The following is a 17,872-nucleotide window of genomic DNA, read 5'->3' as shown; positions in this document are numbered from 1 at the left end:
AAATAAACAGAGATGAAAATTAAATTATATATATTGGCCTGTTGGCTACTCAGTGGCCTCGTTTCATGTAATGACTGGCTGGATGTAAAGCCGGAAACGGAAATGACGCTGGAAGAAATGTATGCTGATCAGCAAGGATTTCAGGATGCCCTCACCGGCGCTTATTTGAATATGAAGAGCACCGGTGCTTATGGACAGCAACTGATGTATGGTACAGTAGAATACCTGGCTCAACATTGGGATTGTTCAGCGAATAGTACCCAGGAGAAGATTTCGCAGTTCAACTATGTTGACAATAGTGTTCAAAGCAGTTTCGAAACGATTTACACCCAGCTTTACAAAATCATAGCATCGGCCAATATGATTTTAGAGCAAATCGATGCCAGACAGGACGTTTTCGAACCGGGAATGTACGAGATTATCAAAGGTGAGGCTCTGGCTATGCGGGCTTATTGTCATTTCGATCTGCTCCGTTTGTTCGGTCCTATGCCGACCCGGACAAGTACCGGTAAAATTCTTCCTTATGTCACTACGGTGGGTATCGACTACCATACCCATCACACCTATCAGGAATTTACAGAACTGTTGAAAAACGATCTGATTGATGCAGAAGGATTGCTGAAACAGGTAGATCCAATTATTCCGGCAGAAAAAGGTGGGGAGGAACTCAATCTGTCCGTTTCGGCAGAAAATTTTTTATTAGCCCGCCAGGTCCGCTTCAATTACTACGCGGTGAAAGCGATGGAAGCCCGTTTTTTTCTCTGGATGGGAGGAGAAACGAATAAGTCTGCAGCCTATGATTGTGCTACCGAGTTGACCGAGGCTGAAGATAGTGACGGAAAACTCCTTTTTACTTTGGGATCGACGGATAATTTGAGTAAGTCAGATTATTCCTTTTCTACGGAACACATTTTAGCTATTTATGAATATAACCTTAAAGATAGGGCTGAAAGTGCTTTTACGACTAACTCTTCTTATTCGAAGGCTCAAAACGTCCTTTCTCCGAATTTATATCCGGCAGGAACGACGGATATCCGGTATTTAGGATTGTGGACCAGTTACACTTCGGGAAGCGGAAGTGTTGTCTTTTCTATTAAGAAATTCCTGCAAGATGATAATCACGATGAAATTAATCAATTCCCGTTGATCCGTTTGGCTGAAATGTATTTCATTGCTATGGAATGCGGACCTCTGAGTGAAGCCAGTCGGTTGTACGAAGAGTTTTGCCTCTCCAGGGATATTGAGTTGGTAAATCTGCAAAGCGAAGCCCAGTTAGAGGAGGTTTTAATTAAAGAGTACAACAAAGAATTTTATGCCGAAGGGCAGGCATTCTACGCTTTTAAGCGTCTGGCAGTGGAAAATATTCTTTGGGCGAAATTTCCGGGCGACGAGGAGAGTTATGTCGTGCCTTTGCCTTTGAGTGAAATTAATTATGGAAACTAAATACCAGAAAATTATGAAACAAATCATTTATACGGTTCTCTTCTTGGTGGCGATCGGGCTGACAGGCTGCCAGAAAGCGGAATATCTGTTATTCAACGATATCGCCCGTGTACAAATGGATGAGGCTAATGAAATCCTTACCAGCTTTTACTATATGGATGCAGCGATCGGACGTGATACGGTTTACCTGACAGTCAATACAATCGGTGATCCGGAAAATCGGGTACGCCAAATTGCTTTGGAACAGATCAGCGAATATGATGTTGAGTATAAGTATGACGAGAAAGGCAATCTTATCGACTCGATTTTGACGGAAAAGCCCAATAAGGCGGTAGCAGGAGTACATTATGTACCGATGGACGACCCGGAAATGCTTCCCCTGTTGGTTATTCAGCCGAATGCTGTAACGGCAGAAATCCCTGTCATTTTGTTGCGGGATGCCAGTTTGAAAGAAGACGATTATCGCCTGTGCCTTCGGTTGAAAGCCACTGATGACTTCCGGTTGGGTGAGACCGGTAAATTATCCGGCACTATTGTTCTCTCTGACAAACTCAGCAAACCCAATTTCTGGAATAGTAGTGTAGATCGTTATTATTTCGGAGTTTACAGTACCCGGAAACATGAGTTTATGATTGAGGTGATGCAGACGGAAATCAGCGATGCCTGGTGGAACAAATTAAGTGCAGATTATGCAGAAATCAATTATACAAAAGATAAACTGAGAGATGCGTTGCAGGCTTATAATGATGATCCGGACAACAAAGTACAGGGACTGGCTCCGATGCGGGAAAATCAGAACGATCCGAACAGTGCCCTTATAACATTCCCCAGTTGAATTTTTAATACGCTAAACGATGAAACAGTTATATATTATCAGTTTTTTACTATTCCTCATCGGCTTTTACGGCTGTTATGATGATGAGGGCAACTATGATTATACCGAGGTTTTCGAAATTCGAATCGATAGCATGAAAGCAAGTTACACGCTCTACACCTTGGTCGATACTTTGCGCATTTCACCGGAAGTCAGTCCGGCCGATGCTGAATATGATTTTCATTGGGGTGTGTACCAAACCAATGTACAGGGATATGCTCCGACATTGGATACCATCGCTACTACCCGGGACTTGGTCTATCCGATGACACTGGACCCTGGTTCATATAAGATTGTCTGTATGGCGACGGAACGGAATACAGGTATTACTGAGATTAAAGAAGTGCCGCTGACTGTCACAACAGCTCTGTCTGAAGGCTGGTATGTCCTCCGTACAAAAGACGACTGTACAGACCTGGATTTGTTTTCTACGGAAAAAGGTAAAATAGAAAATATCATTGCCACAAACAATGAAGGGAGAAATCTGAAGGGAGAAGCACGCGCCATTGAATTTTCATACAATTACAAGGCATGGGATGAGATCAATGAACGTTATGTAAATACCAACAGTATTTTCGCATTGGCCAAGGAAGAAGCTGTGGTTATCAGAACGTCGAACGGGGAAATCATTCGCGACATCGATGATCTGTTTTATGAACGTCCGGCTGTCGCAAATTTTCAGAACATCTGTTCTCAAAGCACTGAACTTTATCTGATGAATGACGGTAAAGCACATTACATTTACAACATGTCTTCCAATAGCGGCCGGTTTGGGGTTGCTCTGCCTGGTAATTATCAATTGTATCCAAATTGGACATACGGTTTCCGCCAACCGCTTTGCTTTGATAAAACGTCGGATTCGTTTGTCGCGATAAATGCTATGAGTAGCAGTGTTGTAAACTTTAAAGAGAAAGGTGCGGTTGATTCGCTCACCTATCCCAGAGTCAGTAACCTGGATGCCGATCTGCTGTATATTGGTCCCGGTCCCAGTAATTCCGGTTGGGCTTTGCTGAAAAAAAGACAGACCGATACCTGCCTGATGTATAATCTGGAAGTCAATAATGCTTATTCCCCATATAATAATCCGGCAAAAAAATGTGATACCCTGATTGACAATAATTCTTTAAAGTTATTACAAGCGGATTTCCGGGCCAGCAGCCAAAATAATAATATTATCTATTTCTCGCAGGGGCATACGGTTTATTCCTGTAATATCGATGCCGGTTATCAGGAAAAGAGCCAGGTTATTCTCTCCGATAGTGAGAATATCACCTATATGCGGCACCTTAAATATTCCACGGTGATTAATAAACTGGCGGTCGCCACTTTTGACGGTAGCCGGTATAAGGTTTACCTGTACAATATTCAAGCGGGTAATTTACAGGCTGATCCCGAAATACTGGAAGGGGAAGGAAAAGTAGGTGCTCTGATTTATATCAAAGGAACAGGTAAAACAACACTTTATTAATTTATAACCATGAAAAATTATTTGTTTATATTGATCCTGTGCTTATCCCTGCCTGGCCATGCACAGGAATATTCGGCCATTAAAGGATTTGTAAAAGGAGCAAAACTAAAGGAAGTCACCCTATATAAAACGGTAGATGGTAGCATACAGGCGTGTGCGACCTCTCGAATCGGAGCGGACGGCAGTTTCGGGTTTCTGCTGAAACCCGAAACCGGTTTTTACTCCATCGGAGGGGAACGACTGAATTTTCCTGTTTATCTGAAGGGGGGTGAACAGGTCAATATCGATTTGTTAGAAACCCGGGCACAGTTGAACGGAAAAAATTCAAAGGAAAATAAAACCCTGTACAGCTGGGTGGATTATGCTGCTAATATTCGCCTGAAAGCCGTATTTTTTGAATTGACACGGAGCAATTACGAGGATTTCTTTCCGGAATTCGAAACTTATGTGAAAGGGTTGGAGCAACTGAAAAGTAAATTGAGAAGCGGGAATAAGGCTTTCGACGTGATATTGTCGGACTATGTGGATTATGCTACCGATTATTATGCGATTATTTTCCTGCATACTCCCCGGGAGAAGCATCCGGAAAAATCGATGCGGCCGGAATATTACAGTCATATTGTCTCTGCACGAAAATATACGGACGACAAGGTGCTGCAGTTCCCGGAAGGGATCAAAATGCTCATCAGTTATACCTCGTTCGCTTATAATGAAGACGGCAAAAAGTATGACGTGGAATCTTATACGGATGATTGCCTTTCTTATTTGGGAAACGACCGTTTGAAAGGAGAATATGTCGTTAATAATAGTTTCCGTAGTTTTAAATCCTATGACCAGTATTTGAACGCAATGGAGAAGTTCGGTAAATATTTGGTGACTCCTTCTTTGAAAATGCGGGCAGAAGCTGTCGGAACCAAACTGTATGATACGAAAGCCGGCGGACAGGCTGCCGATTTTACCTATCCGGATGTGGACGGGAAAATGGTGTCTTTGTCCGATTTTAAAGGGAAGGTTGTGTTGGTAGATGTCTGGGCCACTTGGTGCGGACCTTGCCGTCAGCAGATTCCTTACCTGAAAAAGTTAGAGGAGGAAATGCACGGGACAGATGTTGTGTTTGGGGGAGTGTCTGTTGATGAATCCAAGGATAAACAGAAATGGCTGGACTTCATTAAAACGGAGGGACTGAAAGGGGTGCAGTTATTGGCCGGCGGTTGGAGCAAGATTACCAAAGATTATAAGATTACGGGAATCCCGCGGTTTATGGTTTTTGATAAAAAAGGAAATATCGTGTCGGTGGATGCTCCCCGTCCTTCTTCACCGGAATTGAAGAAGATGCTGGAAAATGAATTGAAAAAATAGCGATTGAAACAGATAACGTAAAAAGTACTTTATTGTTGATGGTATTCCTGGCGGCCTGTACCGGTGTATGGGCCGACACAGGGACCATCCTGATAAAGGAGGGAAGCGGTCGTATATAACAGGCTGCGGGGACGCGGACGAACTTGTTTTCATGGGCCAACCGATTGTCAGGCGGAATGAAACGGTGCTTAGGAATTGCTCAGGCTGTTGTGGGGAAACTGATGGATGTCCGGGCGTGATAATTTGCAAATTTTGTATCACTTTTACCCTCTTTTACAGATACTATTTAAGTGAATTTACACTATATTTGCTCCGGAATGGATTTGATCGCTGCTGTAAATAAGAAAGATTACAAATTATTCGGGGCATTTTTCAGAGAAAATTTCCCCTTTCTTGTCATGTTTGCAGATAAGTATGTCCATGATATGGATATGGCTGCGGATATCGCTCAGGAGGCTTTTATCCAATTATGGCGCTTTGAAGGGGAATTCGTATCGCCAGAGAAGGTAAAGGGGTTTTTGTATACGACGGCCCGGAATCTGGCACTGAATCACATTAAACACAATCAGATTGTAGACGAACATTTAAGACTACAGGAGAAAGATTCTGTACTCTTTTTCCGGAACCAGATTATTGAAGAAGAAACTTATCAGCTTGTCCATAAAGCAGTTGAACAGCTGCCCAAGCAATCTTGTAAAATAATACAATTAAGCCTGCAAGGGTATTCGAATCAGGAGATTGCAGATCAATTGAATATATCCATCAATTCTGTCCGTACCCTGAAACAAAGTGCTTATAAAAAGTTAAGAGGCATTCTGAAAGAGCATTTCTATTTGTTACCTCTAATGTTAAAAATGAATTTTTTTTAACCTCCATTCGTCTTTTTTTTCTTTTCAGTTGTTATTAGACTTGAAAAATGTTCGATTCTTTTTGCGGGAATCCGCAAAAAGAATAATTGCCAGATGATAATTGACAATTGTCTGGAAGCTTTGCTTCCATTAGAAAATAATAAGAAAAGAAATGAAAAAGAGAATGAAGAAGAGAATCATTGATTATCAAATAAATAAAGAAGAAACCACAGGTTGGGAAATATGTGGTCAATTATCATGCGATAATTGTCAATTAACTAAGTGCCCTCAGGGGTCAATAGCTTTTTAAACTTTACGAACTTTATAAACTTTCAACTAATTTAATCGAACCTTTTTATGGTGAATATCGCAGCATATCGGCGCATATATGAATTGATTGCCAGGCAGATCAGCTTCGGTTTAAATCCTGCTGAAGAAGAAGAATTGGAATGTTGGCTGAAAGAATCGGAAGAAAACAGGCTTTTGCATTCCCGGCTTACTGATCCTCATTACCTTATCCGGCAGGAAGAGAAGAGGAATTCGGTTGATGTGGAAAAACATTGGCGAATAGTTCGTAATCGTTTGACTGAGAGTAAAAGCAATAAGGGCTTATCCGGTCGGTATTGGAAATATGCAGCAATTATCATGTTGTTATTGGGAGGAGGAGTGTTGGGATGGTTTATGCAGCGGGAAGAAAATGTTCCTGTTGATGTGACGCAACAAATTCATCCCGGTATTTCAAAGGCCCGTCTGGTATTGGCCGATGGGAAAACTGTCGAGTTGGAGAAAAGAAATGGAGATACCCAATTGATCGATTGTGACGGTATGCTTATCAGTAACGATTCTTGCGGTTTGAAATACAACGGCCAAATAGAAATGCCGGTAGCAGACTGGCATACCCTGGAAGTTTCTAAAGGGGGAGAATATATAATGACTTTGCAGGACGGAACGGTTGTTTGGTTGAATTCAGAAACGAAAATGAGGTATCCGGTACAGTTTTCCGGACAGAACCGGGAAGTTTGGCTGGAGGGAGAAGCTTATTTTAAGGTAGCGAAAAATGAGAAACAGCCTTTTGTAGTAAAGACTGAAAATATGGATGTGAGGGTATTGGGTACCGAGTTTAATTTAAAGGCTTATGCCGATGAAAAATGGGTACAGGCTACTTTGGTACGGGGAGAAGTGGCTGTATTTACGGGGATGGATAAGTCTGTCCGGAATACGTTGAAGCCTGAACAACAGGCTGAGTGGGATATCGAAAAAGGAAAACTGGACGTGAAAACAGTAGAGCTCGATCTTTATATTGCGTGGAAAAACGGACAGTTTGTGTTTCGTGGACAACGTCTGACAGAGATCATGACTGTTTTAGAAAGATGGTATGATTTCGAGGTTTGTTATCAGGCGGATTGGATCAAAGAAGTTGAATTTGCGGGTAAATTGAATCGTAGTGCTTCTATCGAACCGATATTGGATGTCATTCGCTCGACTCATAAAATAAATGTAAATACAAGAGGTAAAACAATTGTATTTAGTGCAAAACAATAATTTTTAAACCAAACAAACGATGAACAAAATGCAAACAATCCACCCTTGGTTGGTGTGGAGAAGAAAAATTCTGATGACAATGAAATTAGGTGTGTGCTTTTTGTTGTGTACAGTGTTTCAGGTGTCGGCCCGTGTCACTGCACAAAATGAAAGAATGAATTTCAAGATGCATGATGCCTCCCTGAAAACTATTTTATGGGCACTTGAAAAGAAAAGCGAAATGTTTTTTTTCTATAGTGTTAAGGATATCGAACAGGTGACCGGAATTGATGTCGTGGCAGAGAATAAAACTTTGGACGAAATTCTGAGTGAGGTGTTGAAAAATACCGGTATCACTTATGAGGTTACCCATAATACGGTCGTGTTGCGTAAAGGGAAGGTGAATGCTGCTTTGCCTCAGAGTAAAACATCGGAAGTGACAGGTAAAGTGACTGACCGTTCGGGTAGTCCGCTTCCCGGAGTAACTATTTTAATCAAGGGTACCTCCCTGGGAACAGTAACAGATACCGAAGGGATTTTTAAGATCGCTTTGCCGCAAAAGAAAGATGTGGTGCTGGTATTTTCATTTATCGGAATGAAAACACAGGAAATTGTGCTGAAAGATGACAAACCTTTAAAAGTGGTGATGCAGGAAGATGCAAAAGAAATAGATGAAGTGGTCGTTACCGGTATTTTTAACCGTAAAAAAGACAGTTTTACCGGAGCTTCTGCCACTTTCGACGGGGAACAGCTGAGATCGGTGGGTACCCAAAACGTTATCGCCAGTTTAAAAACACTGGATCCTTCATTTAATGTACTTGAGAATAATGAGTTCGGTTCCGACCCGAATAAATTACCGGATATTGAAATCCGGGGAAAATCAAGTCTGATCAGTACCCGGGATGAATTGAGCGAGGACCCGAATCAGCCCTTGTTTATTCTGGATGGTTTCGAGTCTTCGCTGGAAGCTATTTATAATTTGGATATGAGCCGGGTTGCTTCGATTACTATTTTGAAAGATGCTGCTTCAACGGCCATTTACGGTTCGAAGGCTTCAAATGGAGTGGTGGTAGTGGAAACCATCCGTCCCAAATCGGGTAAGTTAAATCTGGCTTACAGCGGAAATGCCAATGTTTCATGGGCTGATCTGAGCAGTTATAATTTGATGGATGCCAGTGAAAAATTGCGTTTTGAAAATTTGGTCGGCAGGTATGATGCATCGAATGATGTTGTGAAAGATGTTGAATTGAAAAAGTCTTATTATGATAAATTGGCCGATATTGCCCGCGGAGTAAATACTTATTGGCTGTCGGAACCTCTGCGGGTTGGCCTGAATCACCGGCATTCCCTCTATGTAGACGGCGGTGAAGGTGCATTTATGTTCGGTATCGGACTGGCATATAACGGGATTACCGGTGTAATGAAAGAATCCAAACGGGATAATATCAGCGGAAATATCGACCTGACTTACCGGCTGAAGAAATTTCAGTTTATGAATAAGTTTGATATGAACAATACGGACAGCAAGGATCCGATTGTCGCTTTTTCCCAATATGCCGACGCTAATCCTTATTATACGAAATACAATGAGAACGGCGAAGTGGAAAGGTGGCTGGAATATACGGATTATATTAAAGCTGCCAATCCGCTTTACAATGCTAAGCAGAACAGTTATAACAAGGGAAACAATTTGTCGTGGTCGGATAAGTTTATTGTAGAATATACTCCTGTCCCGACCTTGAAATTACGGGCTCGGTTCGGTTTTACACACCAGAGTACTCAGGCGGAAGCTTTTTATTCTCCTCTGGATACCCGTTTTGCCGAAACGGATTTCTCAGAACGCGGTTCGTATGGCAATACGGAAACACAGAGCAATAAGTATGAAGGAGAATTTACGCTTACTTATGCCAAAGTATTGAAAGAAGTACACCAATTCAATATCGTATTGGGGGGGTACCTTTCTGCTTTAGAGGCGAAATCGCAAGGATATTCGGCTATCGGTTTTCCGGTAGGAGATTTCACACTTCCTTCTTTTGCCAACAGTTATCCGGACGGAGGTTCCCCGGCTTATAACGAAAGTACGACACGTTCGGTGAGCGGGTATGTGATTGGAAATTATGCTTATGATAACCGTTATTTGCTCGATTTCAGTTATCGTGTCAACGGTTCGTCGGTATTCGGGACTAATAAGCATTATATCGGTACGTGGGCTGTCGGTCTGGGATGGAATTTGCACCATGAAAAATTTATTGCCGACCATTTTGACGGAATTTCCATGTTGAAGCTGAGAGCTTCCATCGGTAATCCGGGGAATCAGAATTTTTCTTCTTCGGCAACCATTACGACGTTCCGTTATAATTTCAATTCCTTTAATTATTTCGGAATGACCACTTCGCTGGCTCAGCTGGGAAATCCTGATCTGGAATGGCAGACAACCCTCGATAAAAATATCGGGTTCGATATTACGATTCTGAATAACCGTCTGACCCTGACCGGGGATTATTATTACAAGACAACTGATCCTTTGCTGATCGCTATCTCTATGCCGCCTTCTTCGGGAGCGACCGACAATATGACTTATAAAAATTTCGGCAAACAAACCTCCAAAGGTTTTACGGCATCGGCTACGTATTACATTATTCGCCGGATGAGCGAGCGGATCTGGTGGTCGGTTCGGGGTAATCTGCGGCATGGTTCCAATGAGCTGTCCGGCATCGGCAATCGTCTGGAAATGTATAATTCGCAGGAACGTGAAGGTGATAACAGGTCGACAAAGCGGTACTATGACGGCGCAGACCCCGATGATATCTGGGCTGTACGTTCGGCAGGAATCGATCCCTCCACCGGACGGGAACTGTTTATTAAGAAAAACGGGGAATTGACTTATGATTTTTCATATGACGATGAAGTGGTGGTGGCCAACAGTCGTCCGAAGGTGGAAGGGGTACTGGGTACCAATTTTTCCTGGAAAGGTTTTTCCTGTAACCTGGATTTCCGCTATCGGGTGGGCGGTCATTCGTTTAATTCCGTTTTATTTAATAAAGTAGAGAACATCAGTACGAATTCGCTGATATATAATCAGGATAAGCGTGCTCTTTATGACCGTTGGCAAAAGCCGGGCGATAAGGCTCAGTTCAAGAATATCGCCAATTCGACATCCACTCCGATGTCTTCCCGTTTTGTACAGAAAGACAATTCATTGAGTCTGGAGGCTTTGAGGATAGGATATGAATTTTCTCCTGAGTTGGTTCATAAATGGGGGCTTGGCTCGTTACGTTTGAATGCCTATATGAACGATATATTCCGCCTGTCGACCATCAAGATGGAACGGGGTACTTCCTATCCTTTCGCACGCAGTGTGTCTTTCGCCATTTCATTAACTTTATAAATCCGATATCATGAAAAAATATAGAATCGTTTTTCCGCTTCTGTTAAGCTGTATTTTATGGTACAGCTGCACCGACTGGCTGGATTATAAACCGAGTGATAAACAGAGTGAGGAACAGCAATTTTCTTCCAAAGATGGATTTTATGCTGCTGTTAACGGGGTTTACAACCGAATGTCCGGGAACTCGCTTTACGGGAAATACCTGAGTTATGACATGATCGATATTCTGGGGCAATATTACGCTGTGGAGCAGTCGGATGAAAGCGATTATTATAAATACTTGCGGGCTCTGACCGAGTGGGATTATTCGAACGAGTCGGTTACAGGCGTACTGAGCAGTATATGGAACGAAGCCTATTCGACGATTATGAATACCAATGTGGTATTGAAGAACATCGAGGATGATGCTGTAAAGGACAAGGTATTACCGGAGCGGGAATATAAAATGCTCAAGGGCGAGATGCTGGCTGTCCGTGCAATGCTGCATTTGGATATGTTGCGTTTGTTCGGGCCGATTATGGCGAAAAATCCGGATGGACGCGGTATCCCTTACAATGAAAGCACCGATCCGCAAATCCTGTCCATTATGCCGGCCGGTACGGTACTGAAGGACTATATTATCCGCGATCTTACAGAAGCCGAAGCTTTACTGCTGGCCTCCGATCCGGTACTTACCGAGGGACCCCGTGCAGAATACGATGAGGTGAGTCAGGATAACTCCATGCGCTACCGGCAATTGCGTCTGAATTACTATGCGACGGTCTTGTTGACGGCCCGGGCTTATCTGTGGGGGGGAGATTACGGCAATGCCTTGACCGAAGCCCGCAAGCTGACCGACGATCCCCAGGTCAGGGAGTTCTTCCCGGTGGTTGAATCGGGTAAGTTGTTAGGGAACAGTTCCGACCCCGACCGGATGTTTTCGACCGAGTGTTTATTCGGGTATTACAATAAAAACAGAGGATTGATTTATGACTATTCTTTTGGAGGAGGTAATACCGGAAAAGCTTTGCTGATACCCCGTACCGGATATGTAGATGGTATTTTGTTTTACAAATACGGGGGATATTGGGTCGGAGACTGGCGTTTCCAGTCGCAATGGGCCAGCGGAACCACTTTGGAAGGAAATGCGAGCTACCAAATGGTAAAATTCAAAGAAATTGCGGATCAAAAACGGGATGAGGTGACCAATAATAAAGATGAAAACCAGTTATTGCAGGCTCAGAAATTTTACGGAACCTTTTGTTCGCTGATCAAGCTTAGCGAAGCGTATTATATTGCAGCGGAATGTCTCGGTACGACCGGTTCCGAGGTGTACGATCTGCCGACTGCATGGACCTATTTGAACCGGATGTTCGTTGACCGGGGTACCAATAACTGGGGAACAGGAAACGGAGAGAGCTTTTTACAGGATTGGCTGACCTTGGAGTATATCCGTGAATTTGTCGGAGAAGGTCAGAAGTTCTTCTATTTCAAGCGTCGGAATATGGGATTCGATAATGATTACAACGGACGAAAAGAAGTAAAGGTGATGACTAATCCCGGCATACCAATGTTTGGAATACCTCCGACATACAATTATAAAGATAAAGCAACTGATGAAGAAAAGGAAGAACGCTTTGTACTTCCGTTGCCGAAAAGTGAATTGGATAACCGTTAAATACAGACATATGAATAGAATAAACAAATGGATATGGGTTGCCGCCATGGCAGGAATAAGTATCGCCTGCCAAAAAGAAAACGTCGGTTTGTACAACCGTGGTGACAGTATGGTATATTTTCAGGTACAGAATTTTTCAGGAAGTAACGGCGCCGAAGGATATACCACGAGGACTAATTTTTCGTTTGTCGATTATGCGGCAGCTTATACCTCAGTAGTATTCAATGCCAAAGTGAAGTTGCTGGGCGAGGTAAAAGATTACGACCGGGCCCTGAAAGTCGTTGTCGACGAAGAGCAAACGACGATGACTTCTTATGATGCTGTAACGAATCCCGATGGAGGATATATGATGGATTTCGATACGCTGAAAATCAAGGCCGGAAGCAACGAGGGAACTGTTGGAGTCCGTTTCATGCGGAATGCTTCCATCAAAAAACAGGTGGATACATTGGTCTTGAAATTAGAGGCCAATCAATATTTTGAGGTACTCAATGCTTATAAATCCAGCAATGTGTGGAGTAATACAACGGCAGATACGATAGACGGAACCCGCTATACATTTCTGATCAGTGAAATTTATACGCAGCCGAGTCGGTGGGGGGATGTTGCTGCCGATCAGTATTTCGGAAAGTGGAATCCGGTCCGATATGCCTATATCAATGGCTTCTTTGGCTTTACGACAACGGATTGGACTTGGGCCACCGGCAAAGTCAGCAAAGGACGGATGCCTTTTTACGCCCGGGAATTGCAGTCGGAATTGCAACGGAGAGCAGATGAAGGCGATCCGGTATACGATGAAGACGGCTCTTATATGCAATTGCCGGATGCTTATCGTGTGGATTACTCGAATGTCGTGTTAAAACCTTAAAATATAGAAAAAATGAATATATTAAAAATTTCGCGTCTGAGCATGTTGTGGTTTTGCCTGTTGGCAATAGCCTGTGCGGAAGACAAAGGAAATTATACGTATGAAGATAAAGCGGTCATTACGATAGATAGCATTTCATCAATGCTGTCGGTATTGGCCAATGCGGAATATATCGATTTAAAACCGGTGGTTACTTCCAATTTGGAAGGAATTATTGATGAGCGGAATACGAACTTCGAATTTGCTTACCAAAGGAAAAATTCGGAAGGTGAATGGGAAGAAGTTGCCAATACGAAAGACCTTCATATGTTAGCTGCATTGGAGTCCGGCAGGCATGCATTTTTGTTCTCGGTAACCGATAAACGGACGGAAGTAAAGACCCTGAAATTGTTTTATGTCAATGCAACGACCATTACCTCGGAGGGATGGATGTTGCTTTGCGATGAAGGATCGGAAGAACGGGTGCGTTTAGATATGCTGGCGCAGATTTCTGTGGACCGGATTGTTCCGGCTTATGATGTAATCCGGCGAAAGGATGGAGTACCGGAACAGTACCACGCTGCGAATATAGGATTCTATGCCACTGGAAGTGCTACCGGTAACCGGATTATTGCAATGTCCGAAGATGCGGCTTACTGGCTGGAGACAACAGATTCTAAAGGTGGCGGAGAATTTCTTGATGTAGAGAGTTATCACGAATTGAAATCGGCAATGTTTCTGGCTGCTACTGACGATCATATTGTAAATTTTGTGTCAGTGCCTTATAAAGGACTCTATAAACCAGAGCACGATGCTGTTATCTGCGTATCCCGGGAAGGAAATGTCTATGCCTGGAATACGGTGGAAGTAGAAACGGGATTCGAGTATCCGATTAATACTTCCGTCCGGGGAGGAACGCCTGAATACAAGGTGGCGCCTTATGTCGGGACTACGCTGAAAAGACCGTTGTCATCCGACTTTGGTATCGCCTTGTTGTTTGATACGGATAATCATCGTTTTGTTTACTGGAGTGGTGAAGGTGTTACAGGTAGCGATGTCGCTGGAAAAAAGCAGGTGTTGCATCCGTTGGAAGATCCGGAGAATAAAAATTTTAGTTACAATACGGGAAATATGGATTTGGTGTGTATGCTTAACACCTCTTTTTCCGAAGGAATGGTGTATTGCATTATGCAGGAAGATGGCAAGCGGCATATTTATGAGGTGAATTTGGGAAGCGGGGAATTTAAACAAGGGGCCTGCCATTTGGATGTTATGGCGGAAAATTTTGCCAATGCCACTTGTTTTGCTGCCAGTTCCCAGTATTATGTGATTTATTACGCTTATGGAAATAAAGTCTATGCTTACAATGTGGGATCAGGGGTTTCCGAACCGGTGATTACTTTAGAAGGCGAAGAGATTACCTGTTTGAAGTTCAACCGCTATGATTATCCGTGGGGCATCGATGACTTGTGTTCGAAATATGACGATGAAATCAAAAATATATACCGAGACCGTGAAAATCAACTGATCGTCTGTTCTTACAAAAATGCCGCTACGGATAATAATGGAGGAATGCTGCGTTTCTATGATGTGAGCGGATCGGGTATGAAGTTGACCCTGAAACCGGGCTGGGAGTATTCCGGGTTCGCTAAAATTAAAGATGTGCGTTATAAAGAGGTCCGTTGAGAAACAGGAAAAACAGTGTGTGGTTTTATTTTTCTCTCATCACCGCATATTTACGGTGATGAGAGATTTGGGGGAGGGCAACAGAAAAAGGAGGCTATCTGGCTTTTGGGTCATCAGACAGGCTCTTGAAAGTCAGATACGGTTGAGCCGAAGGTAAATGGCCAACAATGAAATGAAAAAAGCAGCAATTTCAAATTGCTGCTTTTGTGATTCAGGCGGGATTCGAACCCACGACCTACGGCTTAGAAGGCCGTTGCTCTATCCAGCTGAGCTACTGAACCAACACTTTTACGGTTTGGCGGTGCAAATATACGCTTTAATATTTTTATTCCAAAAGAAATAATGTTTTTTTATTCGAAACTTCGGATGCTTTGTTGTTTATAAGCCGAATTAATTGGTTTATAAAGTCCGTCGATTTTATGGACTTTGAGCGACGAAGGAGCAACTTTAAGAACTAATTATAAGTCTGAACACGTTTCAGTGACTTTTCTGCACACTTTCATGGAAAGATTTATTTGCCGGAAAAAGAATGAAATTAAATCAGAACATCTTTTGATTTGTTTTTTTAAATCTTACCTTTGTTGAAAAGGAGTGAGTGAAGTTATGTAAAACACAGAATACGTGAATGTTTCATGCCTCTTGTTTGTAACTTATAATTAAATTTAACTTGACTGAAAGTTTTATTTTATGTTTGTTAGCTCTTAGTATTCATGTATATAGTTAAATTATGAGTAACGATCGTGTTTACTGTTGTAATAAAGAGGCAACCTGTAATAATTATGAACGGAGTGAGTTGGTCTTTTTTGAACAGGTGAAATTTGAGAAAGGTTTTGTATGGGAAAAATGGAAAACTTCGGGCATTTGCTGGATATTTTTATTAAGTGGTGAAGCTGGTGTGTCTATTGAAGACGAGGTGGTATTCGTTGAAGCCGGAGAGATGTTTTTGTTGCCTGCTTTGAAAGGTAAATTGAAAGCTTTTACTCCACTTGAATTTTTGTACTTTATTTCTGACCGTCCCACTGAATATTGCTTGAAAACAGTTTCGGAGCTTGGATGTTTGGAGGGGAGAGGGGAATTATTGGAAATCTTACCTTTAAACCAGCTGCTGAAAGGATTTGTGGAAATGTTGACCGTGTACCTGGAAGATGGGGTGGATTGCAGGTATTTGTTCGAAGAAAAACAGGAAGAACTATTTGTTTTGATGAAGTCTTGTTACTCTAAAGAACAATTGTCTTATTTTTTTTATACCCTTTCTTTGCACAAAGAGGGAGATTTGAAAAAATTGATCGAAGATAATTGTTTACATGTGAAGTCTGTGGCAGAATTGGCTCAGATCTGTGGTTATTCGGTCAGTAGTTTCAAACGGGCATTCAAAGAAATCTTCGATGAACCGATATACCAATGGATATTGGGCAAAAAGGCCGATCGGCTTAAAGAACGTTTGAGTGGAGAGGAGGTAAACCTCAAAGAGATTATTTATGAATTTGGTTTTTCTTCACCGGCTCACTTTACAAAATTCTGTAAAAAATGGTTGGGAATGACCCCGACAAAATTTATAGAAGAACAAAAAATGACGGGAGAACACATTGATCTATAAGTTGAAAATGGGAAGTGATACTGTTTGTTATATCAAATCTGATCTGAAGAATAAATTCTCTTATTTTAAGTTTGAAAAAGATACTGTTTTTCAAAGAAATAAGGCAGATAAAAATAATAATCTGGTTTTTATTCTTCATGGAGAAATGGAAGTGATCTATGGAGATTTGTATCCCAGGCTTATTTCCGATGGAAACATGATCTTGCTGACTCCCCTTTCCCGATGTGTATGTAAAGCCGTATCGACGGTCGAACTCATTATTTTGGGGTTCGGCACTTTGAATCATAGTTGTGATAAATATATCTTTCAAAATCTGACTCCTTTTTTCTCTTTGATAAAATATGAATTCCGGGAATTGGAGATTCGTGAATCACTCGACCGTTTTCTGCAATTAATGCAGAATTATGAACAAAATCAGGTTCCTATGGCTGATTTGGCTTCAAGAAAAATTCAGGAATTGTTTATTATTTTGCATGCTTACTATACTTCGGATGAATTGGCTATGCTTTTTTATCCTCTATTGGGGAAAAATATGGAGTTCAAAAAACTGGTCGTCGACTATTATCTACATGTAAAGAGTGCCGGTGAATTTGCAGAACTATGTGGATATAGCCAGGGAGTGTTTCAAAAGAAATTTAAAGATGTTTTCGGCGAGACGGTTTATCAGTGGATGCAGCGACAGAAAGCCGAATATATTAAACACCGTCTGATGACCAGTGAGGTAAACCTAAAGGAATTGGCTGACGAACTTAACTTTGCCTCATCCGTACATTTGAATAAGTTTTGTAAAATTTGGTTCGGAATGACTCCTTCTGAAGTGAGACAAACCTTTATTCTGAAAAAAAATCTGCATTGAAATTGAATGTGTAAAAGATAATATTTTTTATATAAGTTAGAAATGGGACTGATCTCTTATATTTGTAACATCGGAAAGGGAGAACAGAGGATAAGATTACTGGTTTGATATCTTTCCTTTAGAATCCGCAAGGAGCGTCGCAATAGGAGATAATTCATACACTCATACATCCCTTATTTGTACATACACAACAACATGATTGTCGAACAGTAATCTTCCTTTTGTTCTTTTCTTTTTTATACTTCTTCGAATAAAGATCACAAATAGCGGAAAATTTATCTTTTGAATTATTAGAGAATACTTGACCGATAAGTATTTCGGATTGATA

At 41.9% G+C, this 17,872-nt stretch carries 12 protein-coding genes and 1 tRNA gene; 12 read left to right on the top strand and 1 reads right to left on the bottom strand.

Annotated features, from left to right (window positions below; genetic code table 11):
- Nucleotides 1–12: 12 nt before the first annotated feature.
- From AC5RDS_RS09840 to AC5RDS_RS09795, 10 genes are all read left to right on the top strand, one after another.
- Nucleotides 13–1,443 carry a RagB/SusD family nutrient uptake outer membrane protein gene (locus tag AC5RDS_RS09840; RefSeq protein ID WP_118404584.1) on the top strand — a complete coding sequence of 477 codons (1,431 nt, stop codon included), beginning with the start codon at nt 13–15 and terminating at the stop codon, nt 1,441–1,443.
- Between the two features lie 13 nt (nt 1,444–1,456).
- On the top strand, nt 1,457–2,278 hold the full coding sequence (locus AC5RDS_RS09835; protein ID WP_013611319.1) for a DUF4843 domain-containing protein: 822 nt from the start codon (nt 1,457–1,459) through the stop codon (nt 2,276–2,278).
- Nucleotides 2,279–2,297: 19 nt separating this feature from the next.
- Nucleotides 2,298–3,785, top strand: coding sequence for a PKD-like family lipoprotein (locus AC5RDS_RS09830; RefSeq protein ID WP_013611318.1), 1,488 nt, complete (start codon nt 2,298–2,300; stop codon nt 3,783–3,785).
- Nucleotides 3,786–3,794: 9 nt separating this feature from the next.
- Nucleotides 3,795–5,144, top strand: coding sequence for a TlpA family protein disulfide reductase (locus AC5RDS_RS09825; protein ID WP_118103396.1), 1,350 nt, complete (start codon nt 3,795–3,797; stop codon nt 5,142–5,144).
- 317 nt (nt 5,145–5,461) lie between these two features.
- Nucleotides 5,462–6,013, top strand: a complete 552-nt coding sequence (locus AC5RDS_RS09820) for an RNA polymerase sigma factor (RefSeq protein WP_118103398.1) — start codon at nt 5,462–5,464, stop codon at nt 6,011–6,013.
- Nucleotides 6,014–6,349: 336 nt separating this feature from the next.
- The gene (locus AC5RDS_RS09815) at nt 6,350–7,534 is read left to right on the top strand and encodes a FecR family protein (protein ID WP_022160457.1); all 1,185 of its coding nucleotides are present in this window, start codon (nt 6,350–6,352) and stop codon (nt 7,532–7,534) included.
- A gap of 19 nt (nt 7,535–7,553) precedes the next feature.
- Complete coding sequence (locus AC5RDS_RS09810; protein ID WP_013611314.1) at nt 7,554–10,901, top strand: SusC/RagA family TonB-linked outer membrane protein; 3,348 nt, start codon at nt 7,554–7,556, stop codon at nt 10,899–10,901.
- Nucleotides 10,902–10,911: 10 nt separating this feature from the next.
- A complete protein-coding gene (locus AC5RDS_RS09805; RefSeq protein ID WP_494222322.1) occupies nt 10,912–12,558 on the top strand; it encodes a RagB/SusD family nutrient uptake outer membrane protein in 1,647 nt (548 codons plus the stop codon).
- Between the two features lie 10 nt (nt 12,559–12,568).
- Nucleotides 12,569–13,426 (top strand): DUF4843 domain-containing protein, encoded by an 858-nt coding sequence (locus AC5RDS_RS09800; protein WP_013611312.1) that lies wholly within the window; start codon nt 12,569–12,571, stop codon nt 13,424–13,426.
- A 12-nt stretch (nt 13,427–13,438) separates the two neighbouring features.
- Nucleotides 13,439–15,091: a PKD-like family lipoprotein gene (locus AC5RDS_RS09795; protein WP_013611311.1), complete on the top strand. Its 1,653-nt coding sequence runs from the start codon at nt 13,439–13,441 to the stop codon at nt 15,089–15,091.
- Nucleotides 15,092–15,298: 207 nt separating this feature from the next.
- On the opposite strand, the gene AC5RDS_RS09790 is transcribed toward AC5RDS_RS09795, so the two are convergent.
- Nucleotides 15,299–15,372: transfer RNA gene (locus tag AC5RDS_RS09790), tRNA-Arg, on the bottom strand.
- A gap of 446 nt (nt 15,373–15,818) precedes the next feature.
- On the opposite strand from AC5RDS_RS09790, the gene AC5RDS_RS09785 reads away from it, so the two are divergent.
- Both AC5RDS_RS09785 and AC5RDS_RS09780 read left to right on the top strand, forming a co-directional pair.
- Nucleotides 15,819–16,688, top strand: a complete 870-nt coding sequence (locus AC5RDS_RS09785) for an AraC family transcriptional regulator (protein ID WP_013611310.1) — start codon at nt 15,819–15,821, stop codon at nt 16,686–16,688.
- Nucleotides 16,689–16,695: 7 nt separating this feature from the next.
- On the top strand, nt 16,696–17,544 hold the full coding sequence (locus AC5RDS_RS09780; protein WP_013611309.1) for a helix-turn-helix domain-containing protein: 849 nt from the start codon (nt 16,696–16,698) through the stop codon (nt 17,542–17,544).
- Nucleotides 17,545–17,872: the final 328 nt, after the last annotated feature.

Source organism: Odoribacter sp. (genome assembly GCF_985060555.1).
Note: the sequence above shows the minus strand (reverse complement) of the source record. Positions and strands in the feature narration are given on the sequence as shown.